Source organism: Aquirufa lenticrescens, assembly GCF_019916085.1.
In the GTDB taxonomy this organism is placed as follows: Bacteria; Bacteroidota; Bacteroidia; order Cytophagales; family Spirosomataceae; genus Aquirufa; species Aquirufa lenticrescens.
Genome location: NZ_CP049834.1, coordinates 146,809 through 172,847, shown reverse-complemented (window position 1 = coordinate 172,847; position 26,039 = coordinate 146,809). Strand labels below are relative to the sequence as shown.

Sequence of the window (26,039 nt, the reverse complement as noted above, 5' to 3'; positions counted from 1 at the left end):
AAATGTATATTTATAGAGTATAAACAATAAAGTTGGTATCCACTTCGTGGATTAATAACACGAAATTCCTCATTCACCACTTACCACTCACCATTTAATTTACCATTTATCATTCATCATTTATTATTATTTCTTCATACTCAGCGCAATCCGCTTCCTTACTTCATCCACCTCCGTCACTCGGACTTGCACTTTTTGTGCCACTTTCACTACTTCATTAGGGTCTTTCACAAACTTATCGGCTAATTGGCTAACATGCACTAATCCGTCTTGGTGAACGCCGATATCGACAAAGGCGCCAAAATTCGTAATATTCGTCACAATTCCCGGAAGCATCATTCCTACGCGAAGATCTTTAATGGAGTTTACTCCCTCCGTGAATTCAAAGGCTTCGAATTGCTCTCGAGGGTCACGACCTGGCTTCGCTAATTCCTCCATAATGTCTGTCAACGTAGGCATACCTACTTCTGCATTCACATATTGACTTAAGCGAATTTGTTTGCGTAAGGATTCGTTCGCTAATAGATCAGACACTTTGCAGTTCAAATCTTTCGCCATCTTTTCGACGATTTCATAACGTTCTGGGTGAACTGCACTGGCGTCTAATGGGTTTTTTGCGTTGCGAATGCGCAAGAAAGCAGCCGCTTGTTCGAAAGCCTTTTCGCCTAAACGCGTGACCTTTTTCAAGTCAGAGCGTTTTAAGAATGGTCCGTTTTTGGTGCGGTAATCGATGATGTTTTGGGCTAATTGCGGACCTAAGCCTGAAACGTAAGATAGAATCTGTTTAGAGGCTGTGTTTAATTCCACGCCTACCGAGTTTACACATGAGATAACTGTGTCGTCGAGAGAGGCTTGTAATTTCTTTTGGTCTACATCATGCTGGTATTGTCCCACACCAATGGATTTAGGATCGATTTTTACCAGTTCTGCCAAAGGATCCATCAATCGTCTACCGATTGAAACCGCCCCACGTACCGTTACATCCTTATCCGGAAACTCGTCGCGCGCCGCTTCAGAAGCAGAATAGATGGATGCTCCACTTTCGTTCACCATGATGATGGTAATCCCCTCCAACTTAAGTCCACGTACAAAGGATTCGGTCTCACGACCTGCCGTTCCGTTACCGATGGCAATCGCTTGTACTTTATATTGTTTCACCCAAGCTTGGATGGTGTGAGCTGCCTCTGCAGCTTGCCCAGGTCCGGTGTGCGGATAAACCGCGGTGTTGTCTAACAGTGTTCCTTGTTCATCTAGGCAAACTACTTTGCAGCCAGTTCTGAATCCAGGATCGAGGGCTAAGACGCGTTTTTGGCCTAATGGTGCGGCTAATAACAGTTGTCTGATATTTTCTGCGAATACGCGAATAGCTTCCTCGTCTGCGCGTTTCTTCGCCTCAGCTCGCATCTCGGTTTCCATGGCTGGCATCAGCAAGCGTTTATACCCATCTTGAATGGCTAATCCCACTTGTTTCGCGCAGGCGTTGTTTCCAGTCAGGAAGCGGCGCTCTAGTTTAGTTAAAACCTCCTCGTCTGGACCGGTTAAGTTCAGGTTCAAAATCCCCTCGTTTTCGCCTCTGAAAAGGGCCAAAATACGGTGAGATGGTGCTTGCGCTAAGGATTCCGACCAGTCGAAATAATCTTTGTATTTAATTCCCTCGTCTTTTTTGCCTTTTGCAACCGTTGATTTAACCGTCGTTTTGCGCGTAAATAGATTTCTCGCTTCCTCTCTGGCTTCAGCCGTTTCCATCATCTCCTCGGCTAAAATATCCCGAGCGCCAGCTAGAGCTTCCTCTACGTTGTCTAGGTATTCAGCTGCTAAGACCTCTGGGTCTTTTAGACCTTGCAATCGGATCTGGTTTGCGAGTTCTTGTAGTCCTTTTTCGCGGGCCGCCATCGCGCGTGTTTTGCGCTTGGGTTTGTAGGGCAGGTAGGTGTCTTCTAATTTGGCCAAAGTCTCAGCCCCTCTAACTGCCTTCTCCAGTTCTGGCGTCAATTTCTCGAGTTCCTGTAAGGACTTCAAGATAGCCTCGCGGCGCTTCTCTAATTCCACGTATTGGTCCCTTAGGTCCCGAATTGCCGCTACCTGTACTTCATCTAAACTCCCCGTAGCCTCTTTGCGGTAACGGGAAATAAAGGGAATCGTGGCGCCTTCGTCCAATAGGGCGATGGTTTTGCGAACTTGGTTTTCGGAAATGGAAAGGGTGGTGGATATTTTGTGGTACATGGTAGTAGAGTAGAGAGTATAGATAATAGAGCATAGATAAGAGATTATAGAGTAGAGATGTTCATTTTTATCTCTACTCTATACTCTTTGCTCTCTTATCTATTTTTCAGGAAATTCATTATAAAAATACCCCGCGAACTTCCAGATTTCCTGGATTTCAGAGCCCAAAATCGGGTAAGGATCGTAGGTCTTGTTCGTCGAGTTCAGGATCAAGACTTTGCGTTCTGCGAGGTGGTTGATGACCTGCTTTAATACGACGCCGTCCTCGCGGGTCACGACGATGCAGATGGTGCCGTCCTTGATTTGGGTCCAGTCTTCCACGTATTCTGCGAAGACTAAAGAGCCCGGTTGTAGGGGTAACATCGATTCGCCTTTGATGGGGAAAACGCGGTATTTCTTGTCTTTAGGTAGGAAAGGTACTTGGAAGGTAGGGAGATCGCGGATGAAGTCGAGGTCGTCGTAAGAGGCGGTGTATCCTGCCAAAGCTTTGACCGGTACCATCTCGATATTCTCCTCATTGTTCGCATCGACCGTCGTAGCTAAAATTCGTAGCTTAGGCTTGTTCGAAAGTCCGGGGATTCTTTTGGACAAATCCTCCTTCAATAATTCATCCACTTCAACCTTAAAAAACTCCGCTAGGGAGATTAAATCCGCATATTTAGGCTCCGCTCTTCCCGACTCATACGAGCCCAAGGTCGGCTTCTTAATATTCAGTAATTCCGCCAGTTTTTCCTGCGAAGTTTTCTCCGACATCTTGCTGCGTAAAAAACGTAAATTCTGACTAAAAAAAGTGCTCATGCGATTTGCTTATTAAAGGAAAATGAATAAAATTCGTATCTAAAATTTCTTCGTATACTTTTCGAAGTTACGAAAGGTATTCAAAATACCCAAATATCTACCAATTTTATGCAGGAGCGCGCGATTGTGCACATGGATTTAGACAGTTTCTTTGTCTCGGTAGAGCGACTCCGAGATACGCGACTCGTGGGCCAGCCGGTCATTGTGGGCGGTGGCTCGGATCGAGGCGTGGTGGCGGCGTGTAGTTATGAGACCAGGGCCTTTGGGGTGCGTTCCGCGATGCCCATGAAGATGGCGTTGAAATTGTGTCCGGATGCGATTGTGTTACGAGGAGATTACGAAGCCTATGTCCAGCATTCTGAGATGGTGACTTCGCTGATTATGGAGCGGGCGCCGCTAGTAGAGAAAGCCTCGATTGATGAGTTTTATTTAGATATGACGGGGATGGAGCGCTTTTTTGGTTCCTATGCCTTTGCCCAGGATCTGCGGGATCGGATTAAAAAGCAGATTGGATTGCAGATGTCGTTTGGTTTATCGGTGAATAAGACGGTGTCCAAAGTCGCGACGAATCACGTCAAGCCCGCCGGGGAATACCAGGTGCCCGCCGGTCAAGAGAAAGCCTTTTTAGCGCCGATGACGGTGAATAAGATCCCGATGATCGGTGCCGTCACGGCCCAGACCTTGCGTAATATGGGCATCGTCCACGTAGGAACGCTTAGCCAAATGCCGCAGCGGGTGTTAGAGCGAACCTTTGGGAAGTCGGGGACGATGCTTTGGGAAAGAGCTAATGGCATCGATCTGCGTCCCGTCGTGCCTTATTCTGAGCAGAAGTCCTTGTCTAAGGAGATAACGTTTGAGCAGGATAGTACGGATGTGATTTTATTACGAAGGATCCTGGGTTCGTTGACAGAGCAGCTGAGCTATGATTTGCGCAAGCTGGGGCAATGTACCTCCTGTATTACGGTGAAGGTGCGTTACTCGAATTTTGACACCCATACCCGCCAAATCAGTATCCCCGCTTCCGCCAGCGACCACCGTCTGATTCCGGCGGTCTACGAATTGTTCGAGAAGCTGTATGACCGGAGGCTCTTGATTCGGCTGATAGGCGTGCGCTTCTCTAAGCTATTGCAAGGGCAAGAGCAATTGAACCTGTTTGATGACGGGGCTAAGCTAGTGCCGCTGTACCAGGCGATGGATTCCCTGAAGAACCGCTACGGCGAGTTTTCCATCTTGCGCGCGAGCGGATTGATGGGGAGTGCCGAACGGAGAAATAGACTGCCTGCTGCTGGTGCGGCACACGCTTCTTTACCCGCAAAAAACGACGAATAGATGTATTTGAATTGCCATTCTTACTACAGCTTGCGCTATGGTACGCTTTCGCCTGAGCAATTAGTTCAGGAGGCGAAAGCGCGTGGCATCACGTCGTTAGCCTTAACGGATATCCACCGGAGTTCTGGTGTCTTTGATTTCGTTCAGGCGTGTCAGCAGGAGGGGATTAAGCCCGTGGTGGGGATGGAGTTCGAGGCAGGCTATGTGTGTTTAGCGCGAAATGAACGTGGTTTTTTGCAGATTAATGATTTTGCGACGAAGTATTTAGTCTCCAAAGATCCCTGGCCAGAGCGACCTCCCGTTTCAGACGATGTGTGGACGATTTATCCGCTAGCCATGCGGAAAAAGATCAAGACGCTGGCTGGTCCGCGGGAGCGCTGGGGCGTGCGGGCGAGTGACCGGAATTTGCTTTGGAAAGAAAAAGACCTGCGTGATTTTGTCTGGTGCCAACCTTTTACCTTTCTGGATCAGCGCGGATTTTCGATGCACCGATTGCTGCGGGCGATCGATTTGAATACCTTATTGAGCAAACTTTCACCCAAAGACCAGGCGCAGGCAGATGAACGTTTCTATACTCCTGCTGAAATAGCGGCCTCTTGCGCGGATTACCCGCAACTATTAGCGGAGGCGGATCAGATCTTAGCTGATTGCTCTTTTAGTTTTGATTTTAAAAAGCCAAAGAACCGCTCGCTATTTAGTTCTTCCAAAGAAGACGATTTAGCCCTCCTCACCAAGCTAGCTTACGAGGGTTTGCGTTACCGTTATCCGCGTGGGGATCGCGAGGCTAAGGCGCGGGTGGAGAAGGAATTGAAGATTATTCACGAGCTAGATTTTAATGCCTATTTCCTGATTACCTGGGATATTATTCGCTATGCACGATCTAGGGGCTATTTTCACGTGGGGCGAGGCTCCGGTGCGAATTCCATCGTGGCCTATTGCATCGGGATTACAGACGTGGATCCGGTCGAATTAGACCTCTATTTCGAGCGTTTCATCAACAAACACCGGACGAGTCCACCGGATTTTGACATAGATTTCTCCTGGGATGAGCGGGATGACATCATCGATTACATCTTTAAGCGCTATGGGGCGAAGCATGTGTGTCTGCTAGCGACCTATGTTACGTTTCGGGATAAGTCGATTTACCGGGAGTTAGCGAAGGTTTTTGGTCTTCCCAAAGCCGAGATAGACGCCTGGCTCGATCCCGCCACCGCCATGCGGGAGGTGACGTCCGAAATACAGGCGCTGATCGTCAAATACGGCCAGCTCTTGCTCGATTTTCCTAATTACCTCAGCATTCACGCGGGCGGCATCCTGATTTCAGACGCCCCTTTATCCGCTTACACGGCTCTAGAGGGAATGCCGAAAGGTTTCCCCATCTGCCAGTTCGATATGTACGTGGCGGAGGAGATCGGCTTTGCGAAGTTTGATATTTTATCCCAACGAGGCCTCGGCCACATCAAAGAGTCCGTCGACATCATCCGCGCAAACCGCGGAGTCGATGTAGACATTCACCGCGTGCAGGACTTTATGAAAGACGAAGGCGTGCGCAAACAGCTGATGCGCCACGAGACGATGGGCTGTTTCTATATCGAATCGCCCGCGATGCGTTCGCTCTTAAAGAAGTTACGTTGCCAAGATTACATCACCCTAGTCGCCGCATCCTCCATTATTCGCCCCGGCGTCTCCTCGTCCGGGATGATGAAGGCCTACATCGAGCGTTTCCACGCCCCGGATTCCTATGAGCCGGTGCATCCGCTGATGGGGGAGCTGATGAAGGAAACCTATGGCGTGATGGTGTACCAGGAAGATGTGATCAAGGTGGCGCACTATTTTGCCGGATTAACCTTAGCGGAAGCCGATGTGCTGCGCCGCGGAATGTCGGGTAAATACCGTTCTAGAGCTGAATTTGATCGCATTAGGCAGGCTTTTTTCGAGAATTGTGCTGCCAAAGGCTACCCAGAAGCCGTTTCACGCGAGGTGTGGAGGCAGATGGAAAGTTTTTCGGGCTATTCCTTTTCGAAGGCGCACTCGGCATCATTTGCCGTAGAAAGCTACCAAAGCCTTTATCTCAAGACCTATTACCCGCTTGAATTTATGGTGGCGGTGATCAATAATTTTGGGGGATTCTACCGGACTGAATTTTACGTGCACGAGGCTCGGCGCTGTGGAGCAGAGGTGGAGGCACCGGAAATTAATGAGAGCGACTACCTAACCCGGATCGAAGGCAAGCGCATTTATTTGGGCTGGGTACATATCAAAGGCCTAGAGAAGCGGGTCATCCAAGAAATACTCGAGGCGCGGAGGCAGTCTGGGCCTTTCCGTTCTTGGGAGGATTTCGTGCACCGCGTGTCCATCGGGCTAGAGCAATCGATTTTGTTGATTCGCATAGGCGCCTTTCGCAACCTAGGTCAGGCCAAAAAGCCCCTATTATGGGAGGCGCACGCCCGTTTCCAAGGCAAAGTCTCTACGGTGGTCTCGATGGAGATGTTTGAGGAGCTTTCCCCTGACATCGGGGTCTTGCCACCGCTTATCCACGAACCGGAGGAGGATGCTTTCGACCAATGGGAGATTCTCGGTTTCCCCCTCTGTTCACCCTTTTTATTGCTAGAGGAATTACCAGAGACCTTATTGAATGCGGATTTGGTATTGCCTAAAGGCGATATCATCGGCTATCTCGTCACTTTAAAGTCTACGCGAACTAAGCAGGGCGAACGAATGTATTTTGGCTACTTTGTGGACCTGCAAGGAGAGTTCTTTGATACCGTCCATTTTCCATCGGATCTAAAAAACTATTCTTTCCGCGGTAGTGGAATCTATTGGATGCAGGGCGTGTCGATGGACGATTTTGGCCATCGAACCCTGCGCGTGCAACAATTGCGGAAGTTAGCGTGGCGGGTGGATCCGCGGTATTCATAATTTAAAATTTCAAAGACCAAAGTTCAGAGGTAGTCAAGAGGTCGCCGCAAGCGGCCTAGTCGTCACTTCGTGACTTAGTCAAAAAACTACTTTGAACTTTGACTCCGGACTAAATCGCGAAGCGATGACTAAGACGAAGTCGACTAAGTCCGAAGGACGACTGCTGCATAGCAGCTTAAACCTTTTTCCCTTATCTTGCGTTATGCTATAAATAATAATCACATGAAAAAGATTCTAGGATTAGTACTCGTATTCATAAGCCTGCAGGCTTGTGGACAACAACCCAAACAAACGCCTACAAAAACGATAGCAACTACAGCAACAAAGACGATGGAAAATTTGCCTAAGACAGAAGCCGAATGGAAGGCTAAATTGACAGAGGAAGAATATTATATTTTACGCCAAAAAGGCACCGAACATCCCTACACCGGTAAATTCTTAATGCACAACGAGAAAGGGATGTATACGTGCAGAGGCTGCGGAGCCCCCCTTTTCAGCTCTGATTCTAAATTTGATTCGCATTGCGGTTGGCCTAGTTTTGACAAGGAAGTAAAGGCAGGCGTTATCAAAGAAACGGTAGACAATACCTTAGGCATGCGCCGCACAGAAATCACCTGTGCAAAATGCGGAGGCCATTTAGGCCACGTTTTTGACGATGGCCCTACGGATACGGGATTACGCTATTGCGTGAATTCGGTGTCGATAGGATTTGAAGCAGTGAAGAAATAGAGAATAGATGGTAAATGGTGAATGGTAAGCGGTGAATGTTTTCTCTATGCTCTCTACTCTATAATCTATACTCTCCACTGCCTACTGTCCACTGACAACTGTTAACTATGTCCCCCATCATCACTTATTTCCAGTCTATTTATCCTCTGAGCGTAGCTTCTCAAGAGGCATTGGCAGGTATTTGCCAGGAGATTAGTATTGTTAAAAACCAGGATTTACAATCCATCGGCCAAACCTGCAAGACCCTTTATTTTTTGAAAAAAGGAATGGCACGTATTTATTACGTCAAAGATGGAACAGATGTGACAGAGGGATTTTATGGCGAATTCAACTTGATTGCGCGGGCTGAAAGCCTTTTTGCGGGTAAGCCTAGTCAAAAAGGCATACAGGTTTTGGAGGATTCGGAGCTTTGGTCCATTGATACGTCTGCTTTAACTTCTCTTTATGAAGAGCGCCGTGATATTGAGCGATTGTTCTCGAAATTGTTTGAAAAGGCCTATGTGGAGACTATACAACGGATAGAAAATTTGCAGTTTCATGCGGCAGAGGAACGCTATCACTTATTAGAGAAAGAGCAGCCTGAGGTATTAAAGAGGGCTCCATTGAAATTTATTGCATCCTATCTAGGAATCACACAGGTAAGTTTGAGTCGCATTCGCGCGAAGAAATCCTAATTTAACATTTGTTAAGTGCTTTTGGCGTTCAGCTGAGCACCTTTGTGTCTAAATATGACACAAATGGAAGTTCGGTTCGGATTGAAAGAGAATTGGCAGCAGTTCAGTTTGTTGGTTTTAGTGAATGCCTTTGTGGGTGGGATGGTCGGCCTAGAGCGTTCTATTTTGCCTCAATTAGCGGCTCAGGAATTTCATATTGCCTCTAATTCGGCCATCTTTTCCTTTATCGTCGTTTTTGGTATTGTCAAAGCCTTAACAAATTACTTCGCTGGTCATTTTGCGAATGCGTTAGGCAGAAGGCGTTTGTTAATTTTCGGTTGGCTTTTTGCGATTCCCATTCCATTCTTGTTGATGTGGGCGCCCACTTGGAATTGGATTGTGGCTGCTAATGTACTTTTGGGAATTAATCAGGGCCTCGCTTGGTCTAGTACCGTGACTATGAAAATTGATCTAGTGGGGGATAAGCAGCGGGGTTTAGCCATGGGAATTAATGAATTTGCGGGTTATTTATCTGTCGGTTTAGTGGCGCTTTTAACGGCCTGGATTGCGAATACATACGGAATTAGGCCTTATCCCTTTTATATAGGGATTGTATTTGTGTTTTTGGGCCTGTTGATTTCTTGGATTTGGGTGAAAGATACTCGGTCATTCGTCCAAAAAGCGGCCCAGGAAAGTTCACTTCCTTTGCTTAAAAAACCCTTTTGGGATACTTCTTTATTGCATCGAAATTTAGGAGCTATCTCTCAAGCAGGGCTCGTCAATAATCTGAATGATGGGATGATATGGGGGCTATTTCCCCTTTTATTAGCTAGCAAAGGTTTTGATTTAGGCCAAATAGGGATTATAACGGCCATATATCCCCTTGTTTGGGGTCTAGCGCAATTAGGGACAGGTCGTTTATCTGATTTTATTTGCCAAAAAGATTTGTTGTTTATTGGCATGCTTCTTCAAGCCTTTGCCATATTAGGTCTTATTTGGGCTCAAACATTCGCCGCTTTCGCCATCCTATCCTTTGTGATAGGAGTAGGAACAGCGATTGTCTATCCGACTTTTTTAGCATCCATCGCTGAAAATACACACCCAGCTGATCGGGCTGCTAGTTTAGGCACTTTTCGCTTGTGGCGTGATTTAGGCTATGCCTTTGGAGCTATATTAACTGGAATTTTATCGGACTATTTCGAACTAGAAGTAAGTGTAATCGTCATTGGATTATTGACTTTGGGTTCCGCGGGGGTGATTAAGTGGAGGATGATTTGTTAAGGGAGGGAAGATGGTAAATGGTGGATGGTAAATGGTAAATGTTTTCTCTATGCTCTCTACTCTCTACTCTTTACTCCGGACTAAGTCGCGCAGCGACGACTTAGCCGAAGGCGACTAAATCGCGACGCGATGACTTAGTCGCGAAGCGACTTATCTAATTCCTCTTTCCCAATCAATCCCACGCTAGACCACGTCTTAACACCGTTCTTGTACATTTCAAGGTAAGGGATAGCTTCGATTTTCTTGGATTTTGCAAGCTCTTGGTTTTCATCCACATCTATTTCGATTAGTTCGACTTTACCGTTTTGCGCTTTTACCCATTCTTTTAAGATAGGGCTTAATTGCTTGCAAGGGCCGCACCAAGTGGCATTGTAATCGATGATGACCATCGGTTTGCCTTTGATTTTTTCGGCAAAAGTTGCCTCTGTTAGTCCGGCAGAACCTGCAGGTTTCGCTTCGCCAGTTGCTACGGGAAGATTGGCTGATTGCCAAGCTAACATACCGCCTGTTAAATTGACGATAGATTTGAAGCCCATTTCTTTGAGCATCCCAGCAGCTGAAGCAGATCTTGCCCCAGAAAGGCAGTAAACGAAAACAGTTTTGTCTTTATCTAGGCCAGATGCAATTTGTTGGAAAGCGGATGAACTAATATCTGCGTTAAGTGCGCCTTCGATATGACCGTTTTGGAATTCATCGATGGTTCTGACATCTAAAATCTGAGCCTTAGATTCAGCCGTTAATGCTGTTTGGAATTCGGATGCACCTAAATCTTGTTGCCCTTCTTTTGGACCACAAGAAAACAAAAGTCCAAGGACTAAAAATGAATATAAAACGTTTCTCATTTTGAATGTTGTTTAATAATGCCTTCCAAAGTACTCGCAGGAATTACCCCTGATTGACGCCAAACCGACTTGCCATCCTTAAAAAGGATCATCGTGGGTACTGAACGGATTTGGAATTTATCTGCTAAGGTACGATTCTTGTCGACATCGATTTTAATGATTTTGGCAGAATTACCAATTTTAGCCTTTAATTGCTCTAAAATAGGTTTTAATTGCTTGCAGGGGCCACACCATTCAGCTGAAAAGTCAACTAAAACGGGTTCTGGCGATTTCAATAGGTCGGCGAATTTGCTCATAAGTATTCAGTATCTAGTAATCAGTAGTCAGTAGTCAGTAATCAGTCGCTACGCGACTTAGTCATCGCTGTGCGATTTAGTCACGACTTTGTCGTTTGGTCATCGCTGCGCGATTTAGTCGATAGTCGCTAGTCAATAGTCCGGTGGGAACATTTACCATCCACCATTTACCATTCACCACATCTCCTCTCTATACTCTACTATCTCTAATCTTCTTTATTCTTTGTGCTTTATTCTTTATGCTTTAAGTGAAGTCCACGGCCCTCCATTGTACACCTGCGTATAACCGGCAGCTTGCAACTGGCGGCGTGCCATGCCACTGCGGCTTCCCGAGCGGCAACATGTGATAATAACCTGATCTTTCTTTAGTTTGTTCAAATTAGAACCTAAAGTTTGTAATGGCAAGTTGATAGCTCCTGTAATGTGTCCATCTTTAAATTCAGCAGGAGTACGGACATCAACTAATGTCGCACCATCCGCTAAAAGTGCCTTGAAGTCAACCTTTGGGCCAAATCCGAATAAATTCTTGAGTAATTCTAACATAATTTCTGTGTTTATATAGGCAAATATAGGTCAATGAATATAGCTTGAACGTGACATTTGTCCCCTCCTTATTTTTGACCCACTAACTGTACGACCTCTGCTAAACCTTGGTGGAGTGGTCCTTCGTTCAATGTGCGTTGCTTCTCTTCATTAAGGATAATCTTTAAGCCAGGGAATTCGGTAGCTATGGTCGCAGAGGAAAATAACCAATCTGCGTTTTTAGGTCCTCCAGAACTTAATCCCAGTTGACGCTGATTGAATCCTTCCAATAAAAGTAAGCCGCCAGGTTTAAGCCAAGAAACACATTGCTTGTAAAAATGTAATCGAGTCTCTAAGGGCAGATGGAAATAGGTTAAGGCAATGACGTCAAAAGATTCCAAAGGGAATTTAACGTTTGTGGCATCTGCAACCTTAAAGTGAATCCGTGTTTTTTCGGCTGAGGCTAATTTTTCCGCCTTTGCTTTTCCTTGTTCACTTAGGTCAAAGGCGTGGACTTCCCATCCTTTTTTGGCAGCAAAAACGGCATCTCGTCCCTCTCCAGCACCCGGAAATAAAATGCGGCCCGCGGGTAGGGGTGAGATTTGCTCTTTCATAAAATCATTTGGATCTATTCCATATTGGTATTCATCCGCTTGATAACGCTCGTTCCACATTGCTTTCATTTGTAAAATTTGTAGTTTAGTAAAAAAATATAATCATGAAGAAAACCTTACTGTTAACCTTATTTGTTGCTTTAATTTCTTTCGCAGCTAACGCACAAACACACAAAGTGGTTGTGCAATTAAATACTTCAGATACCTTGGTATGGCACGGAGCGTTGAAGAATATTTCTAACCTTCAAACCGCACTGGGACCTACTACACAAATTGAATTAGTCGCTCATGGTTCTGGTATCGGTATTTTAATCGATGGCAAAACGACGCAAAAAGCCAAAATTGCAGAATTAGCAGCTACAGGTGTTTTGTTCAAAGCCTGTGAAAATACGATTCGCGAACGCAAAATCGATCGCTCTACTATTTTAACACAAGCGGGCACTGTTCCCTCTGGTGTAGCTGAAGTCGTCCTTAAGCAAGAGGCCGGCTGGGCCTATCTCAAATATTAAGTTGAAAGGCCGCTTTAGCAGCGGCCTTTTTACTTACATCTTTCCTGGTAAGATTTGATTCCAATATAAATAGGGAAGTAGGTATTTCTTCATTTGGTACATAGACCAGCGCTCTTTCGATTGATCAAATGGGAATGTCTCTACCGGTTTATTATTATAATCAAATTCTGCTAATACCAATTTGTCGTAACCAGTGATAATGGGACAAGAAGAATAACCATCATAGGAGGCAGTCATCGATTTGCCCTTCATTACAGCTAATAAATTGCTTACTAAAACAGGGGCCTGCTTTCGAATAGCTGCTCCAGTTCGTGATGCGGGAAGATTAGCTGCATCACCACACCCGAATATATTATTGAATTTAATATGTTGTAAGGTGTGTTTTTCCACATCTAACCAACCTGCTGCATTGGCAAGAGGACTAGTCTTAATGAAGTCCGGAGCAGATTGTGGTGGTGTGACATGTATCATATCGTATTCAACCCAATATTCTTGATCTTTGTTGGATTCACCTATTCCCACAAATTTCGCTTTTTTGTTCGGGCCATCGATTTCATCGAGTTTAACAAAGAATTGCGTATTTATACCGTATCGAGCAATGACCTTTTTTAACGTATTTTCATATTTTTCTACGCCAAAAACGCGCGTACCTCCACTCCAAAATTCCACCTGGCTATCAATACCCTGTTTTTTGAAATAATCAGCCGCTAAGTACATAATCTTTTGAGGAGCACCACCGCACTTGATGGGGGTGTGTGGATTTGTGAATATAGCTTTGCCCCCTTTGGTCTTTTGAATACATTCCCAAGTATAGGGTGCCGTTGCAAAACTATAGTTAGAGCACACACCATTTTTACCTAGATTTTCTTTTAAGCCTTTTATCTCTCCCCAATTCAATTGGATTCCAGGAGCTGCTATTAAATAGTCATAACCTAAATCTGTTCCATCAGCTAAGGTGATTTTATTCTCTTCAGGCTTAAAACCTGCTACCATTTGTTGAATCCAAGTGGCTCCTGAAGGAATAACAGATGCTTCATCGCGCTCTGTATCTTGAATATCGAATTCTCCACCACCTACTAAGGTCCAGGCGGGTTGGTAATAATGTTTCTTTGCGCCATCAACGATTGTGATATCCAAAGATGAATCTTTACGTAATAACTGTGCTGCGATCGAAATGCCGGCATTTCCACCGCCTACGATGACTATTTGATGCTGTGTTTTCATGGTTAACGATTTAAAGAATATGTTGTAATATTAGAGGATAGAATAGATAGAAGTCGTGATAAATGTCACTTGTACCTTTTTATTCTTCTCGTAAATTGCGGTTCCATTAAATAGTAAAATTTTGAGCGCACCATTTCAGCCCCGTTACCAGATATTAACCACCTTTTTGTTCGGATTACTCCTATTTCTTTTTGGATTTTTAGGTTTTCGAACCTATCAAAGCATGGGGTCGACTCAAACTGATTCGACTTCGATTTATGCCGCACCTGATTCCAATTTTACGCATTTGTGGACAGCTCCGTCTGATTGGCGAATGATGTATTTGCAGCCGGAAGAGAAAGAATTAGTGGAATATGGAAAAGAACTCATTGCCCACACGTCAGATTATTTGGGTCCCAAAGGTTCAGTGAAAGTCATTTCCAACGGGATGAATTGTCAAAACTGTCACTTAAATGCGGGTACCCAACCTTGGGGAAATAATTACTTCGCCGTTCAATCGACTTACCCTAAGTTCAGAGCTCGGTCTGGAACTAAAGAAAATCAAATTAAACGTGTAAATGATTGTTTTGAGCGTAGCTTAAATGGCAAGGCGTTAGATTCTACGAGTCGGGAAATGCGCGCGATTTTGGCCTATATTAAATGGCTGGGTTCCGATGTCGAAAAAGGCAAGGTGCCCAAAGGCTCTGGTATATTTAAACTAAAGGGGATGAAAAGGGCCTGTGATCCAGTCAAAGGTGCAGAGGTTTATACCACAAAATGCCAGTCGTGTCACCAAGCAGATGGGGGTGGCTTGTTAGCAGAAAATGGCAAGTCTTACATTTACCCACCTTTGTGGGGTGCTCATAGCTATAATAATGGCGCAGGATTATACCGTATTTCGAATTTTGCAGGCTATGTGAAATACAATATGCCCCAGGGGACTACGTATGAAAAGCCGCAATTAACAGACGAGGAAGCGTGGGATGTGGCAGCGTACGTGAATTCGATGCCTCGCCCGGCGAAAGATTTATCGAAAGATTGGCCTAAAATAGAAAAGAAACCATTTGATCATCCCTTTGGACCGTATGCAGACCCTTTTTCTGAAGAGCAGCATAAGTACGGACCTTATAAGCCCATTAAGGTCTGGGCTGAAAAGCATCAATAAAAAAAGGATGCCGAACCTAATCGACATCCATTTCTCTACTCTCTACTCTCTTATCTATTAGTGAGGAAGCTTATCTCTAAACTTTCCATATACCCAGGTACCGGCAATCGAGCTTAAAATAACAACCGAAATAGCTAAGACTCCCGTTCCTAATTGAGCGAAAAGTGGGCCTGGGCAAGCGCCTGTTACTGCCCATCCTAATCCAAAGATTAAGCCGCCGTAGATTTGGCCCATATTAAACTTTTTGTCTGTAAACGTAATTTCTTCTCCGTGAATCGTCTTTACCTTGAACTTTTTAATCAGGAAAACGGAGATTGCGCCCACGACTACTGCAGTGCCTATGACACCATACATATGGAAACTTTGTAGTCGGAACATTTCCTGAATGCGGAACCACGAGATGATTTCTGCTTTCACAAATACCACGCCAAACACGATTCCAACCGCTAAATATTTAAAATTATACCACCAAGGATGGCTCAAATTAGACTCGTTCAAACACATGGTGTCTAATGAACGTACTTCAAAATCAGTTTCTTTTTCTTGCGTATTCATCGGATTAAAGAGCTAAAATGTAAGGAAGAATTAAATTGGCCATCACAAATCCACCTATCATAAAGCAGATTGTAGCTACAAGAGAGGGCCATTGTAGATCGCTTAGGCCCATTATAGCGTGGCCAGAGGTGCATCCACCCGCATAGCGAGTGCCAAATCCCACGAGGAATCCTCCGCCTACCATCATAACGAACCCACGTAAAGTAAATACGTCATGAAGTTCGAATAATTGAACAGGAACCATTCCTGAAAGGTCAGTTATGCCATAACCGGCAAGTTCTTTGGCTAAATCTGGATGTATGATGATGGGAGCATCTGAGCCCAAAAAATGGGCAGCGATGAAGCCGCCGATGAAAATTCCACCGATGAAAAATAGATTCCAAGATTCTTTTTTCCAATCGTATTTGAAAAAGGGAATGTCGCTCGGAATACAGGCGGCACACATGTGACGCAGATTAGCTGAAATGCCAAAGTGTTTGTTGCCTAACAAGAGTAGGGCTGGGACAATCAGTCCAATTAAAGCTCCGGCGACATACCAGGGCCAAGGTTGTGTAATAGTTTCCATCATTTATTTGGTATTTAATTGTTAGTTATCAGTAGTCAGTAATCAGTAGACAGTAATAAGTCCGGAGGAAAAATTCACCATTCACCACTTACCATTCACCATCTTTATTCTTTATGCTTTATTCTTTGTGCTCTAAACCCACTAATCGTTCCCAACACAAAATACCCCAAAACAGCAAAATATACAATGCTATTCAGGGGTTTACTCGTTATGGGACACGTGCCACTGGCACACCCTATATCTCTCCAATAGAAATATCCGGCTATTCCGCCGAATATTCCTCCTAGGATTTGCCAGAATCTATTTTGAATGAATTTCTTCATATTCTACTTCTTCTGTTGTGGTATGGTTGTTGCGAGATGCTGGGATACCGCAGCCTTGGGATCCGCAGCCTGCGTTCAATAAGGCCATTCCAACCAGAACGGCTCCCATCATTCCGATTAAAATATCAGATGCACGATGGGCCTCTACAAGCGCATATCCACCTACAAGTAGGCGGATAATGCGCATGAAACCCCAATTTTGTGTTAGGTTAGCTAGCATATTAGTTTTGGTAAATCAACATATCGTGTAAACCTCCACCGTTATATACCTCTGCTAATCCTGCTTGCTTTAAAAGCATTTGAGCCATACCTGAACGATTGCCGCTTCTGCAATAAACCACGATGGGTCCAGACATAGCCTTAAATTCGTCTAAGCGCAATGGAATGATTCCTAAAGGAATATTAATGGCACCATCGAAATGTCCACCTGCAAATTCTCCTGTTTCTCTTACATCAACGACCGTAGTCGCTGGATTAGCTAATAATTCTTCCATGATTACAATAGGGTTGATGGACAAACGTATTCTGTTAATTTGAATTTCTCCGATTCTTTAATGGCTTTGAATCCACCTTTTACATCGATTAAGTTATCAAATCCGCGGGCTCTTAAGGTTGAATTAAAAATCATAGAGCGGTATCCACTCGCACAATGTACGAAGTAGGTTTTGTCTTTGTTGATTTTTAACATACTGTCATTAATGAAGTCCAAAGGTGCATTTTCCACATCAATCACGTGCTCTGAAAGGTATTCGCTGTTCTTGCGAACGTCCAGAATTTCTCCTTCACCAGCATTGACACGCTTCAATAATTCAGCAGCATCAATTGATTCAATGCGATCGATTTCCATGCCTGATGCTTTCCAAGATGCGAATCCACCTTTCAAATATCCAATGGTGAAATCATAACCTACACGAGCAAGACGAGTGATGACTTCTTCTTCGCGGCCCTCATCCGTCACTAACAAGATTTCCTGTTTGATATCTGGAATCATAGCACCTACCCACGGAGCAAATGATCCGTCGATACCGATGTTAATTGAATTAGGTACAAATCCAGCTGCAAAAGTCTGTGGATCACGCGTATCTAAGATGAGTGCACTTGTTTCGTTTGCTGCCGCTTCAAATCCTTCTGGACTTAAGGCATGTTGGCCACGCTCTAATACTTTGTCAATAGAATCATATCCTTGGATATTCATCAATACGTTCAAAGGGAAATAAGCGGGAGGAGCAACTAATCCTGTTAAAACTTCTTTTTTGAATTCCTCTTTCGTTAAAGCAGGGTTCAAAGCATAGTTTACTTTCTTTTGGTTGCCTAAGGTATCAGTTGTTTCCTTGCTCATGTTTTTTCCGCAGGCAGAACCAGCTCCGTGTGCAGGATAAACGATGATATCGTCCGCTAATGGCATGATTTTGTTTCGAAGGGAATCATATAAATGTCCTGCTAAAATGTCTTGTGTTAGATCAGCGATTACTTTTTGTGCCAAATCAGGACGTCCCACATCCCCAATAAATAGGGTGTCACCGGAGAATAAGCTAGTTTCTTTTCCGTTTTCGTCGATTAAGAGGAAACAGGTTGATTCCATCGTATGACCCGGGGTGTGGATCACGCGGATGGTTACATTGCCTAATTTGAATTCTTGGCCATCTGTCGCTGAAATGCAATCAAAAGCACAAGCGGCATTTGGGCCGTAAACGATGGGTGCACCTGTTTTGGCAGACAAATCAATATGTCCTGAAACGAAGTCCGCGTGGAAGTGTGTTTCGAAAACATACTTTATTTTAGCGCCATTACGTTCCGCTTTCTCGATATACGGCTGCACCTCGCGAAGTGGATCAATGATCGCAGCTTCGCCATTGCTTTCGATGTAATAGGCACCTTGTGCTAAACATCCCGTGTAAATTTGTTCTACTTTCATACTATTTTTCTGTTAAGATTATTTTAAAGGGAAGGCCAATTGTTGGATTAGAATGTACATTCCCATCACTAATACGAACCAGCCAAAACCTACTTTTAGTTTGTTACCGTCTACTTTTTTACTCAAAATATCGCCGAAGAAAATCCCGACAATGGCTAAACCTGTCACGGTTAATAATAAGTTCCAGTCAATGATTGCATGACCAAGATCACCTGTGAAACCAATTAAGGACTTCGCTGCAATGATTAATAGGGAAGTACCTACCGCCTGTTTCATAGATAATTTAGAGAGCATAACTAAGGCTGGGATGATTAAAAATCCGCCACCAGCGCCTACTAAGCCTGTTAAAGTTCCTACAATCGCTCCCTCTAACAAGATCATTGGGTAGTTAAATACTTGAGCTTCTTCTACGTAAGTGCCTAATTTTTCTTTTTCACATTGCTCACATTTGCCTCTGATCATCGATATCGAAGCGGCAACCATCAAGATTGCGAACAGAACCATCATCAAGATGGATTTAGTTACGACAAAATCGCCCACCATACATACCTCTGATGGTATTAAAGGAACAATGAATTTGCGGGTGGCATAAACGGCAGCAATCGAAGGTATTCCGAAAATGACGGCGGTTTTAAGGTTAATTAACCCTTGTCTGTATTTGGGAATAGCGCCTACTAAAGAACTTGCACCTACGACAAATAAGGAATAGGCGGTTGCTAAAATAGGATTCACCCCAAATAGGTAAACTAGCACCGGTACTGTTAAAATGGATCCGCCACCCCCGATAAGTCCCAAAGAGACTCCGATTAACAAGGATGCGAAATAACCAATAATTTCCATGTTGTGTTTTTGTTATTGTTGATACAAATTTCAACCTTTTGCTAGACCTTATTCGTGATTTTTATCACAAGGTTCGAAAATTTATAAGCGATAATTTACGACGAAATTCCAGGAGTTCATATTCACTTTATTTTGGATATACTTTGAGTTCTCCATCGTGTCCCCTTGATTCGTTTTGTTAGCTAGAAGAAATTGAAAATCAAGCCCTTTGGCAATTTTTGAGGCATCGATCAGGATTTCCAAATTCACTTGCGAATAAGAAGGCATTCCATATTTATTCAGATTAAAATTAGTTACTGATGGTAGATCAAAATAGCCTACACTGGGATTAATTTTCATTTTCCAGTTTGGAATCGCGTAACTAAATTTAGCCACATAGGCTTTCACATCGCCCAAACCCTCGTTTCTTTCTCTTGGCATAAATGTATAAAAAGGATCCTTTCCCCATTCGCGTGGCATGAGATATCTGCCTTCTGCACTGATGTTTGTAACGTTTAAACTTCCATTCCAGCGCTTGTATTCTAGCCCAGTTTTTAAACTGATGACAGAAGCATGGGTATTTTTTTCTATGTACTGGTTATCACTGAGAGAGTGTTGCTTGATAAATTGAATTCCACTTACCCATTTTCCACCTCGGATGGGATGGGCGAATTCTGCAGAAATCAAGGCAGTTTGCAGTAAATTTTCGACGAAAAGGTTATGGAATTTATAGCTTAGCCCTTTCCATTTTTGGTCGAGTCCTGCCATCAGTATTCCAGCACTCGTTAAATGTCCAGCATAGGTCGATTTTTTACCATCAATGGCAACACCCACGGGAAAATAGCCAATGGACTCTGCTACAGGTGACCAGCCCATGGTTCCTCTAGGAGCCATTTCATATAAGTAGCCTAGACTAAGAGGGCCTAATTCTGCATAAATTCCTCCCTCAGCGCTTGGCCTCATTCGGCCATCTTGTGGATTAATAAAGGGGGTATTTAGCACTTGGCGTCCTAGTTTGACTTTCATTTTCTTGTTTTGATAAGTCAGAGATGCTTTTTCAATCCGTGTTAAAAAATCCAAATTAGAGGTATTTGCTTGGTCCAATAGACCAATTTCATAGCGACTCGAAGCAAGGTTAGAAGAATTTAGAAAGGAGGTGCTTAGGGATCCCGAAAGGTCTACTTTAAAGTGCTTGCCTACGTTTTTTGTGTAACCCAATTCAACTCCTAACGCATTAGCCCCATAATCAGGCAATACTTTTTCGTTATCCGTTTCTAAGTGAAAGTAGCGGAATTGGGCGTAAAAGGGCTTTTGAGCGAGTAGTGGAATGCTAAGCAATAAGGTAAAAAGGAATTTCATCATAGGACAAAATTCCCTTATTTAGTTTAGCTTTTCCGTGATGAAAATCACAGTCCCCTTAAATCCACAATCTCAATCTGGTTTTTGTTGATTTTGATGAATCCTTTCTCTGCTAACTTTTTCATCAATCGGGAAATGACTTCACGGGAGGAGTTTAATTCTTGGGCGATATCAGTGAAGGAAGCCTTTAAAATGTTCGTTTTTAAGCTTTTTTGGTGTTGTTTTAAGTACCAAAGTAAGCGCTCATCTAGATTTCTAAACGCAATTTGATCTAAGGTATCTAGTAATTCTTCGAACCGAGATCGGTAGGTCTCTAGCACGAATTGGTACCAAGATTTGTATTTAGCGCCCCATTCGTCCATTAATTCGGCTGGGATGGCGATGACTTCGGTGTCTACTAGGGCTTTGGCCATAATCTGAGACGATAATTGTCTCGCTGCGCAAGTCATCGAAATGGCACAAGCTTCTCCAGGATGCAGATTGTACATAAATACCTCGTTGCCCTCCTCGTCTTCGCGGAATACTTTGATGATTCCTTTCGTTACCAAGACAGCTGATCGAATGGATTGCCCTGTTTTCATCAAATAGTCGTCCGTTTTGAATTTTCGAACTACGCCTACTTGTTGAATTTTTTTGCTTAATTCAGGCTCAAACTGATTGAATAATTCCATTTTAGTAACTGATAACTGCTTGTTTTTCTAAACTTTCGTAGGCGGCATCAATGACGCGCATACTCGCGATTCCATCTTCACCGGGTACTGCTGGTGCTGCTCCGGAACGCAAAGATTGGAAAACATTTTCATAGAATGCCATATACTCCCCTTTTTCAGATGGAATGCGTTCAGGACTACTTCCTTCCACGTGTAATATACCGTTTTCGCTAGGAGCATCAACTCCCCAGTTTTCGCCCATTGGTACGAGACCTTTGTCTAAATCGACTTCTTGGCGATCAGAGCGCGTTTTGATGAAGCTACCTTTTGTACCATGTAACTGAAAGGCAGGGATGGGTTCTTTGAAGTAATAGCCACTTTTTAAGCGAACACGCAGGGACGGATAATACAAGAGAATCTCGAACAAGTCGATGACCTCTGTGCCCGGTCTAGTCTTGCGTAAATCCGCAAATACATGAGTAGGTTTTCCAAATAAGTGTAAAGCTTGATCGATTAAATGAGGTCCTAAATCGGTCACGATTCCAGCTCCAGGACCTGCATCTTCTTTATGTCTTTTAGGGGACATGAGTGGGTTGTAGCGGTCAAAATGAAACTCAGCTTCTACGATATCGCCTAAAACACCTGATTCGTGAACCTTTTTCAAGGTTAGGAAATCGGAATCCCAGCGGCGGTTTTGGTAAACAAATATCTTTCTATTCACCTCTTTAGCTAACGATACGAGCATTTCTGCCTCGGTTGCGTTGCAAGTAAACGCTTTCTCCACCACAATGTGCTTTCCTGCTTTTAAGGCGGCTGTAGCATATTCGAAGTGAGAATAGATGGGGGTGTTGACAATCACTAATTCAATCGAAGGGTCTGCTAAAACAGCTTCCATCGAATCGAAAGAGGTGGAATCAGGATAGGCATTCTCAATCGTTTTCTTGGAGCGTTCCCAAGATCCTCGTAAATTGAATCCAGGATGAAGTTGGATGAACGGTGCGTGAAAAACGCGGCCAGACATTCCAAAAGACAGTAAAGCGGTTTCGATCTGTTTCATAGAAGTAAAAATAATCAATTCAGACCTTTAAACATAAACGATTTAACATGAAAAAAATACTTGCTTTAAGCTTATTAAGTTTAACTGCGCTGGGGCAGTCGAAACCCTTAGTTTCGCACATGTTTACCGCAGATCCATCCGCGCATCTATTTCAAGGACAAATCTATATTTATCCATCGCATGACATCGATGCGGGCGTAAAAGAGGATGATTTAGGAAGTCATTTTGCGATGCGTGATTACCATGTGTTATCTCAAAAGACGCCAGCTAGCCCGGTGGTAGACCACGGTGTGGCTTTGAAATTGGAAGATGTGGCTTGGGCATCCAAGATGCTTTGGGCTCCGGATGCTGCTGAATCGAAAGGATCCTACTATTTATATTTCCCAGCAAAGGATAAGGAGGGAGTTTTCCGCATAGGAGTAGCCTCTTCCTCTAAGCCAGAGGGTCCATTCAAAGCAGAAAAAGAGTACATGAAAGGCTCATTCAGTATTGATCCTTGTGTGTTTAAGGATGCAGATGGATCTTATTATCTATATTTTGGTGGAATCTGGGGTGGTCAATTGCAACGCTGGAAGTCGGGTACTTATGGCGCTACAGATGAGTCGCAACCAGCCAATGGTCAGCCTGCTTTGATGGCCAAAGTAGCTCGTTTAGATGCGAACATGAAGCAGATGGCAGAAGCTCCGCGAAACGTACAGATTTTAGATGCAAACGGGAAAATATTATTATCTGAAGACCATGATCGCCGTTTCTTCGAAGCTGCTTTCGTGCACCACTACCAAGGGAAATACTATTTCTCTTATTCTACTGGCGATACGCATAACATCGCTTATGCCACAGGAACTAGTCCTTATGGTCCATTTACCTACCAGGGTGTCATCCTAAGACCAGTGAAAGGCTGGACGAACCACCACTCGATCGTAGAACAAAATGGCAAATGGTATTTATATTACCATGACGTAGAAATCTCAGGTAAGACTCACTTAAGAAATATCAAAGTGACTGAGTTGAAATACCGACCAGATGGTAGTATTGAGACGATAGATGCTTATAAATAAAAAGAAAGGCCGCTCATTTTTGTGAGCGGCCTTTCTTTTACTTCTAAATTAGGCTAAGATATTCTTAGCATACGCCACGCATTTCTTCACTTCTTCTACTGCTGTAGATCCTGCCGGAACTTCATATTCTAGTTCAACAGTCGCAGGGAATTTATACTTATTTTTCTTCATTAACGTCAACAACTCTTTCAAAGGAGTGTCGCCATTGCCCCAAGCTAGGTTTCCAGCGCCATGTTCTTTCGATGTGCGGTCTTTAATATGCATGCTGGAGATGCGGTCGTGTTTCGCTTCAATAAACGCAATCAAGGAAGCAGTCGTGTGAGGCGCTCCCACGGCGATGTAGTGACCTGCATCAAGGTTGATGGAATTGTATTTGTTTTGGGCCAAAGCCTCATCATACACGGTATCTTTCACCTGTGTATGGGTATGGTAGCCAAAGTAAATCTTATGTTTCTCTCCTAAAGCACCCAAACGTTGTGTTTGAGCAGCAGAGGGTAATTCTAAGGTAACCGATTTGGCACCTAACACTTTAGCTGCGCGTAAGGCTGACTCCACCTCAGCATCCGAGTTTTTCTCGCCAAAGGCATTCGGCTTGTAAGCATAAACAGAGATGCCCGCGTCATCAAGCATCTTGCGCACTTCCTTGAATTTATCCATGGAAACAGATTCGCGCCAAGCAGCCACATCTTTTTGGTATTGTGCAAGTGCTGCCTTTTGTTCGTCAGTTAAGGTAGGGCGGGGTTGACCTGGAGTCCAACGCATCGGAACCGGATTTGCCGGACGTCCTGCATAATCTTCCACAGCATCTCCCATTAATTCAATTGCTGAAACGCCTGATTCTACACAGTATTGGATGATTTGTTTGATGTCTCCCGGCATGCCGCGGAAAGAATAGGTAATGGTGCCTATTTGAACGCCACCAAAAACGGAGTTTGGTTTTGCGAAACTAAAGGACGAATTCGATGCCCACAAAAGACCTAAGGAGGCTAGTGAGCCCGCCGCCAAAAACTGACGACGCGATGTGTTTTTGTTATTTTTCATAGGTAAGAATAGGTTTCTGAGTTCATTTTACGAATATATCTTTAAAATCATATCCTTGTGGTCAAATTTTGCGACGAAATCCCACCTATTTCCGTTGTGGGATCTTGATTTCGGTTTTGGGTTCGAAGGAATTAAACACACTCACTTGATCGCCTTTCAACTTAATCGTCCAGTGGTGTGGACTTTCGAAATACAATAAGGTGATCTCCAACGTCTCCGAATCCACCCAGCGATACGATCCAGCGTAATCAAATGGGGCTTTTTTGGCTAAATCAACTCTAGCAGCTCTCAGCATATAGGGACCTACTAAATTTGATTTTCCCGTAGCCCAAGCACCCTGAGCCAGTCTAAATTCGTGCTGTGTGGAATCTTTAGTTGTGATGGTAAACGTTCCTTTTGAGTCGACATTGAACTGGCGGAAATCCAGTGGGTTAGTCCCTAAAGAATAGCTTTTTGTAGGTAATGCAGCTTGTAGGCTAGAAACCGGTGCTTTAATTTGCCTGCTAGTGTTAAATGCGGCAAGCGCTTTTAACCCAACAGGATTAGCTGGTAAGGCTTTGGCCTTAAATGCTGGCAATAAGTTTTTCCAAACCTGGTTCAAATCATCAGGCAAATCCTGAGATTCTGATGTGATAATAAGCACCGCATCTTGGGCTGGCATCATCAAAATATACTGACCAAAGGCCCCATCGCCTCTAAAAGCCCCATTTCTAGAACGCCAAAACTGATAGCCATATCCTTGCAACCAATCCGCGTATTGTCCATTGGCCTTTTTATCCTCGCTCGCATCCGGTTCTTGGTCGATGTGTTTACTGGTCGCTTCCTCTACCCAGGCTGCTGGCAAAATCTGCTTGCCCTCGAATTTACCTTTGTTTAGATACAATAAACCCAGTTTCGCCATATCCTCCGTCTTTACTCGAATGCCCCAGCCACCCACATTGATACCTTTTTGGTCTGATTCCCAGTCGATGCCGCTGATGTGCAATGGATCCAATAAGCGTGGTTTTAAATAGTCCAAGGTCGTCATTCCAGTCACTTTTTGGATAATCGCAGACAACATATAGGTGGCTAACGTATTGTATAAAAACTTAGTGGCAGGTTTATGAGCGATAGGGTAGTTCAAAAAGCCGCGAACCCAATCTGGTGAAAAGACAATCACACTACGTAGAGGCTCTTTTTCGTGACCAGCCGACATGGTTAAGAGGTCTTGTACGCATAGGTCGGCTAGAAAGGGTTTGTCTTTCAAATCAGCGTGTTCTGGAAAAAAAGAAAGGACTTTATCTTGTACGGTAAGGCGCTTTTCAGCCACGGCGAAACCGATGGCGGTGGAGGTCCAGCTTTTGGAAACACTATACATACTGTGTTTTTTATCTGCGGCAAATGGCTTCCACCAAGCCTCAGAAATTACTTTTCCATGGCGTATCAGCATATACGAATGCAATTCGTGTTTATCTGCGGAATAGCCCTCAATGAATTTGATGATGGCTTCGGACGACACGCCTTCTGCTTCTGGTGTGCTGTGTGGTAAAGATTGGGCAAGGATAGTAAAACTACACAGGAACAAGAGTCCGGCGAGGAATGAGGCTTTTTTCATCGAATAGGTTTATTTTTGTT

Annotated in this window: 26 protein-coding genes; 8 read left to right on the top strand and 18 right to left on the bottom strand. The window is 44.1% G+C overall.

All coding sequences use genetic code 11. The annotated features are described in order from the left end of the window. Nucleotides 1–126: 126 nt before the first annotated feature. Together G9X62_RS00775 and G9X62_RS00770 are read right to left on the bottom strand one after the other, a co-directional pair. Nucleotides 127–2,223, bottom strand: coding sequence for a Tex family protein (locus G9X62_RS00775; protein ID WP_223130937.1), 2,097 nt, complete (start codon nt 2,221–2,223; stop codon nt 127–129). Between the two features lie 99 nt (nt 2,224–2,322). Beyond that, nucleotides 2,323–3,021, bottom strand: a complete 699-nt coding sequence (locus G9X62_RS00770) for an XRE family transcriptional regulator (protein ID WP_223130936.1) — start codon at nt 3,019–3,021, stop codon at nt 2,323–2,325. A gap of 108 nt (nt 3,022–3,129) precedes the next feature. On the opposite strand from G9X62_RS00770, the gene dinB reads away from it, so the two are divergent. The 5 genes from dinB to G9X62_RS00745 all read left to right on the top strand — a co-directional run bounded on the left by dinB (nt 3,130) and on the right by G9X62_RS00745 (nt 9,932). After that, the gene (gene dinB / locus G9X62_RS00765) at nt 3,130–4,350 is read left to right on the top strand and encodes a DNA polymerase IV (RefSeq protein ID WP_223130935.1); all 1,221 of its coding nucleotides are present in this window, start codon (nt 3,130–3,132) and stop codon (nt 4,348–4,350) included. Then, nucleotides 4,351–7,269, top strand: coding sequence for a DNA polymerase III subunit alpha (locus tag G9X62_RS00760; RefSeq protein ID WP_223130934.1), 2,919 nt, complete (start codon nt 4,351–4,353; stop codon nt 7,267–7,269). 222 nt (nt 7,270–7,491) lie between these two features. After that, nucleotides 7,492–7,998: a peptide-methionine (R)-S-oxide reductase MsrB gene (msrB, locus tag G9X62_RS00755; RefSeq protein WP_223130933.1), complete on the top strand. Its 507-nt coding sequence runs from the start codon at nt 7,492–7,494 to the stop codon at nt 7,996–7,998. A gap of 107 nt (nt 7,999–8,105) precedes the next feature. After that, nucleotides 8,106–8,672 carry a Crp/Fnr family transcriptional regulator gene (locus G9X62_RS00750; protein ID WP_223130932.1) on the top strand — a complete coding sequence of 189 codons (567 nt, stop codon included), beginning with the start codon at nt 8,106–8,108 and terminating at the stop codon, nt 8,670–8,672. A 63-nt stretch (nt 8,673–8,735) separates the two neighbouring features. Then, a complete protein-coding gene (locus G9X62_RS00745; RefSeq protein WP_223130931.1) occupies nt 8,736–9,932 on the top strand; it encodes an MFS transporter in 1,197 nt (398 codons plus the stop codon). Between the two features lie 134 nt (nt 9,933–10,066). Here the strand turns inward: G9X62_RS00745 and G9X62_RS00740 are convergent, their stop codons facing one another. The 4 genes from G9X62_RS00740 to G9X62_RS00725 all read right to left on the bottom strand — a co-directional run bounded on the left by G9X62_RS00740 (nt 10,067) and on the right by G9X62_RS00725 (nt 12,275). Then, nucleotides 10,067–10,774 (bottom strand): thioredoxin domain-containing protein, encoded by a 708-nt coding sequence (locus G9X62_RS00740; RefSeq protein WP_223130930.1) that lies wholly within the window; start codon nt 10,772–10,774, stop codon nt 10,067–10,069. After that, entirely contained in the window at nt 10,771–11,070 is a 300-nt protein-coding gene (gene trxA, locus G9X62_RS00735; RefSeq protein ID WP_130897006.1) for a thioredoxin, read from the bottom strand. The genes G9X62_RS00740 and trxA overlap by 4 nt, the downstream gene beginning before the upstream one ends. A gap of 237 nt (nt 11,071–11,307) precedes the next feature. Further along, on the bottom strand, nt 11,308–11,613 hold the full coding sequence (locus G9X62_RS00730; protein ID WP_223130929.1) for a rhodanese-like domain-containing protein: 306 nt from the start codon (nt 11,611–11,613) through the stop codon (nt 11,308–11,310). A gap of 68 nt (nt 11,614–11,681) precedes the next feature. Further along, a complete protein-coding gene (locus G9X62_RS00725; protein ID WP_223130928.1) occupies nt 11,682–12,275 on the bottom strand; it encodes a class I SAM-dependent methyltransferase in 594 nt (197 codons plus the stop codon). 35 nt (nt 12,276–12,310) lie between these two features. Here G9X62_RS00725 and G9X62_RS00720 point away from each other — a divergent pair, with 35 nt between their 5' ends. Beyond that, nucleotides 12,311–12,715 carry a DsrE family protein gene (locus tag G9X62_RS00720; RefSeq protein WP_223130927.1) on the top strand — a complete coding sequence of 135 codons (405 nt, stop codon included), beginning with the start codon at nt 12,311–12,313 and terminating at the stop codon, nt 12,713–12,715. 33 nt (nt 12,716–12,748) lie between these two features. On the opposite strand, the gene G9X62_RS00715 is transcribed toward G9X62_RS00720, so the two are convergent. After that, a complete protein-coding gene (locus G9X62_RS00715; protein ID WP_223130926.1) occupies nt 12,749–13,939 on the bottom strand; it encodes an NAD(P)/FAD-dependent oxidoreductase in 1,191 nt (396 codons plus the stop codon). 121 nt (nt 13,940–14,060) lie between these two features. Here G9X62_RS00715 and G9X62_RS00710 point away from each other — a divergent pair, with 121 nt between their 5' ends. Further along, on the top strand, nt 14,061–15,083 hold the full coding sequence (locus tag G9X62_RS00710) for a c-type cytochrome (RefSeq protein WP_315857621.1): 1,023 nt from the start codon (nt 14,061–14,063) through the stop codon (nt 15,081–15,083). Between the two features lie 57 nt (nt 15,084–15,140). Here G9X62_RS00710 and G9X62_RS00705 read toward each other — a convergent pair whose 3' ends face one another. From G9X62_RS00705 to G9X62_RS00665, 9 genes are all read right to left on the bottom strand, one after another. Next, nucleotides 15,141–15,587, bottom strand: coding sequence for a YeeE/YedE family protein (locus G9X62_RS00705; protein WP_261345560.1), 447 nt, complete (start codon nt 15,585–15,587; stop codon nt 15,141–15,143). Nucleotides 15,588–15,642: 55 nt separating this feature from the next. Continuing rightward, entirely contained in the window at nt 15,643–16,206 is a 564-nt protein-coding gene (locus tag G9X62_RS00700; RefSeq protein ID WP_223130924.1) for a YeeE/YedE family protein, read from the bottom strand. A 297-nt stretch (nt 16,207–16,503) separates the two neighbouring features. Then, the gene (locus G9X62_RS00695; protein ID WP_223130923.1) at nt 16,504–16,713 is read right to left on the bottom strand and encodes a hypothetical protein; all 210 of its coding nucleotides are present in this window, start codon (nt 16,711–16,713) and stop codon (nt 16,504–16,506) included. A 34-nt stretch (nt 16,714–16,747) separates the two neighbouring features. Next, on the bottom strand, nt 16,748–17,020 hold the full coding sequence (locus G9X62_RS00690) for a rhodanese-like domain-containing protein (RefSeq protein ID WP_223130922.1): 273 nt from the start codon (nt 17,018–17,020) through the stop codon (nt 16,748–16,750). A gap of 2 nt (nt 17,021–17,022) precedes the next feature. Continuing rightward, nucleotides 17,023–18,441 (bottom strand): MBL fold metallo-hydrolase, encoded by a 1,419-nt coding sequence (locus G9X62_RS00685; RefSeq protein ID WP_223130921.1) that lies wholly within the window; start codon nt 18,439–18,441, stop codon nt 17,023–17,025. Nucleotides 18,442–18,459: 18 nt separating this feature from the next. Next, entirely contained in the window at nt 18,460–19,281 is an 822-nt protein-coding gene (locus tag G9X62_RS00680) for a sulfite exporter TauE/SafE family protein (RefSeq protein ID WP_223130920.1), read from the bottom strand. Between the two features lie 81 nt (nt 19,282–19,362). Continuing rightward, nucleotides 19,363–20,622, bottom strand: a complete 1,260-nt coding sequence (locus G9X62_RS00675; RefSeq protein WP_223130919.1) for a hypothetical protein — start codon at nt 20,620–20,622, stop codon at nt 19,363–19,365. Between the two features lie 44 nt (nt 20,623–20,666). Next, nucleotides 20,667–21,290, bottom strand: a complete 624-nt coding sequence (locus G9X62_RS00670) for a Crp/Fnr family transcriptional regulator (RefSeq protein WP_223130918.1) — start codon at nt 21,288–21,290, stop codon at nt 20,667–20,669. 1 nt (nt 21,291) lies between these two features. After that, complete coding sequence (locus tag G9X62_RS00665; protein WP_223130917.1) at nt 21,292–22,326, bottom strand: Gfo/Idh/MocA family oxidoreductase; 1,035 nt, start codon at nt 22,324–22,326, stop codon at nt 21,292–21,294. Nucleotides 22,327–22,373: 47 nt separating this feature from the next. Between G9X62_RS00665 and G9X62_RS00660 the strand changes: the two genes are divergently transcribed. Continuing rightward, a complete protein-coding gene (locus tag G9X62_RS00660; RefSeq protein WP_223130916.1) occupies nt 22,374–23,384 on the top strand; it encodes a glycoside hydrolase family 43 protein in 1,011 nt (336 codons plus the stop codon). A 48-nt stretch (nt 23,385–23,432) separates the two neighbouring features. Here G9X62_RS00660 and G9X62_RS00655 read toward each other — a convergent pair whose 3' ends face one another. Both G9X62_RS00655 and G9X62_RS00650 read right to left on the bottom strand, forming a co-directional pair. Continuing rightward, nucleotides 23,433–24,425: a sugar phosphate isomerase/epimerase family protein gene (locus tag G9X62_RS00655; protein ID WP_223130915.1), complete on the bottom strand. Its 993-nt coding sequence runs from the start codon at nt 24,423–24,425 to the stop codon at nt 23,433–23,435. 85 nt (nt 24,426–24,510) lie between these two features. Further along, nucleotides 24,511–26,019 (bottom strand): serine hydrolase domain-containing protein, encoded by a 1,509-nt coding sequence (locus G9X62_RS00650; RefSeq protein ID WP_223130914.1) that lies wholly within the window; start codon nt 26,017–26,019, stop codon nt 24,511–24,513. Nucleotides 26,020–26,039: the final 20 nt, after the last annotated feature.

Bases quoted from the DNA above. Each gene is read 5' to 3' on its own strand.
- G9X62_RS00775 (WP_223130937.1), bottom strand. From the start codon at position 2,223: ATGTACCACAAAATATCCACCACCCTTTCCATTTCCGAAAACCAAGTT.
- G9X62_RS00770 (WP_223130936.1), bottom strand. From the start codon at position 3,021: ATGAGCACTTTTTTTAGTCAGAATTTACGTTTTTTACGCAGCAAGATG.
- dinB (WP_223130935.1), top strand. From the start codon at position 3,130: ATGCAGGAGCGCGCGATTGTGCACATGGATTTAGACAGTTTCTTTGTC.
- G9X62_RS00760 (WP_223130934.1), top strand. From the start codon at position 4,351: ATGTATTTGAATTGCCATTCTTACTACAGCTTGCGCTATGGTACGCTT.
- msrB (WP_223130933.1), top strand. From the start codon at position 7,492: ATGAAAAAGATTCTAGGATTAGTACTCGTATTCATAAGCCTGCAGGCT.
- G9X62_RS00750 (WP_223130932.1), top strand. From the start codon at position 8,106: ATGTCCCCCATCATCACTTATTTCCAGTCTATTTATCCTCTGAGCGTA.
- G9X62_RS00745 (WP_223130931.1), top strand. From the start codon at position 8,736: ATGGAAGTTCGGTTCGGATTGAAAGAGAATTGGCAGCAGTTCAGTTTG.
- G9X62_RS00740 (WP_223130930.1), bottom strand. From the start codon at position 10,774: ATGAGAAACGTTTTATATTCATTTTTAGTCCTTGGACTTTTGTTTTCT.
- trxA (WP_130897006.1), bottom strand. From the start codon at position 11,070: ATGAGCAAATTCGCCGACCTATTGAAATCGCCAGAACCCGTTTTAGTT.
- G9X62_RS00730 (WP_223130929.1), bottom strand. From the start codon at position 11,613: ATGTTAGAATTACTCAAGAATTTATTCGGATTTGGCCCAAAGGTTGAC.
- G9X62_RS00725 (WP_223130928.1), bottom strand. From the start codon at position 12,275: ATGAAAGCAATGTGGAACGAGCGTTATCAAGCGGATGAATACCAATAT.
- G9X62_RS00720 (WP_223130927.1), top strand. From the start codon at position 12,311: ATGAAGAAAACCTTACTGTTAACCTTATTTGTTGCTTTAATTTCTTTC.
- G9X62_RS00715 (WP_223130926.1), bottom strand. From the start codon at position 13,939: ATGAAAACACAGCATCAAATAGTCATCGTAGGCGGTGGAAATGCCGGC.
- G9X62_RS00705 (WP_261345560.1), bottom strand. From the start codon at position 15,587: ATGTGTTTGAACGAGTCTAATTTGAGCCATCCTTGGTGGTATAATTTT.
- G9X62_RS00700 (WP_223130924.1), bottom strand. From the start codon at position 16,206: ATGATGGAAACTATTACACAACCTTGGCCCTGGTATGTCGCCGGAGCT.
- G9X62_RS00695 (WP_223130923.1), bottom strand. From the start codon at position 16,713: ATGCGCATTATCCGCCTACTTGTAGGTGGATATGCGCTTGTAGAGGCC.
- G9X62_RS00690 (WP_223130922.1), bottom strand. From the start codon at position 17,020: ATGGAAGAATTATTAGCTAATCCAGCGACTACGGTCGTTGATGTAAGA.
- G9X62_RS00685 (WP_223130921.1), bottom strand. From the start codon at position 18,441: ATGAAAGTAGAACAAATTTACACGGGATGTTTAGCACAAGGTGCCTAT.
- G9X62_RS00680 (WP_223130920.1), bottom strand. From the start codon at position 19,281: ATGGAAATTATTGGTTATTTCGCATCCTTGTTAATCGGAGTCTCTTTG.
- G9X62_RS00675 (WP_223130919.1), bottom strand. From the start codon at position 20,622: ATGATGAAATTCCTTTTTACCTTATTGCTTAGCATTCCACTACTCGCT.
- G9X62_RS00670 (WP_223130918.1), bottom strand. From the start codon at position 21,290: ATGGAATTATTCAATCAGTTTGAGCCTGAATTAAGCAAAAAAATTCAA.
- G9X62_RS00665 (WP_223130917.1), bottom strand. From the start codon at position 22,326: ATGAAACAGATCGAAACCGCTTTACTGTCTTTTGGAATGTCTGGCCGC.
- G9X62_RS00660 (WP_223130916.1), top strand. From the start codon at position 22,374: ATGAAAAAAATACTTGCTTTAAGCTTATTAAGTTTAACTGCGCTGGGG.
- G9X62_RS00655 (WP_223130915.1), bottom strand. From the start codon at position 24,425: ATGAAAAATAACAAAAACACATCGCGTCGTCAGTTTTTGGCGGCGGGC.
- G9X62_RS00650 (WP_223130914.1), bottom strand. From the start codon at position 26,019: ATGAAAAAAGCCTCATTCCTCGCCGGACTCTTGTTCCTGTGTAGTTTT.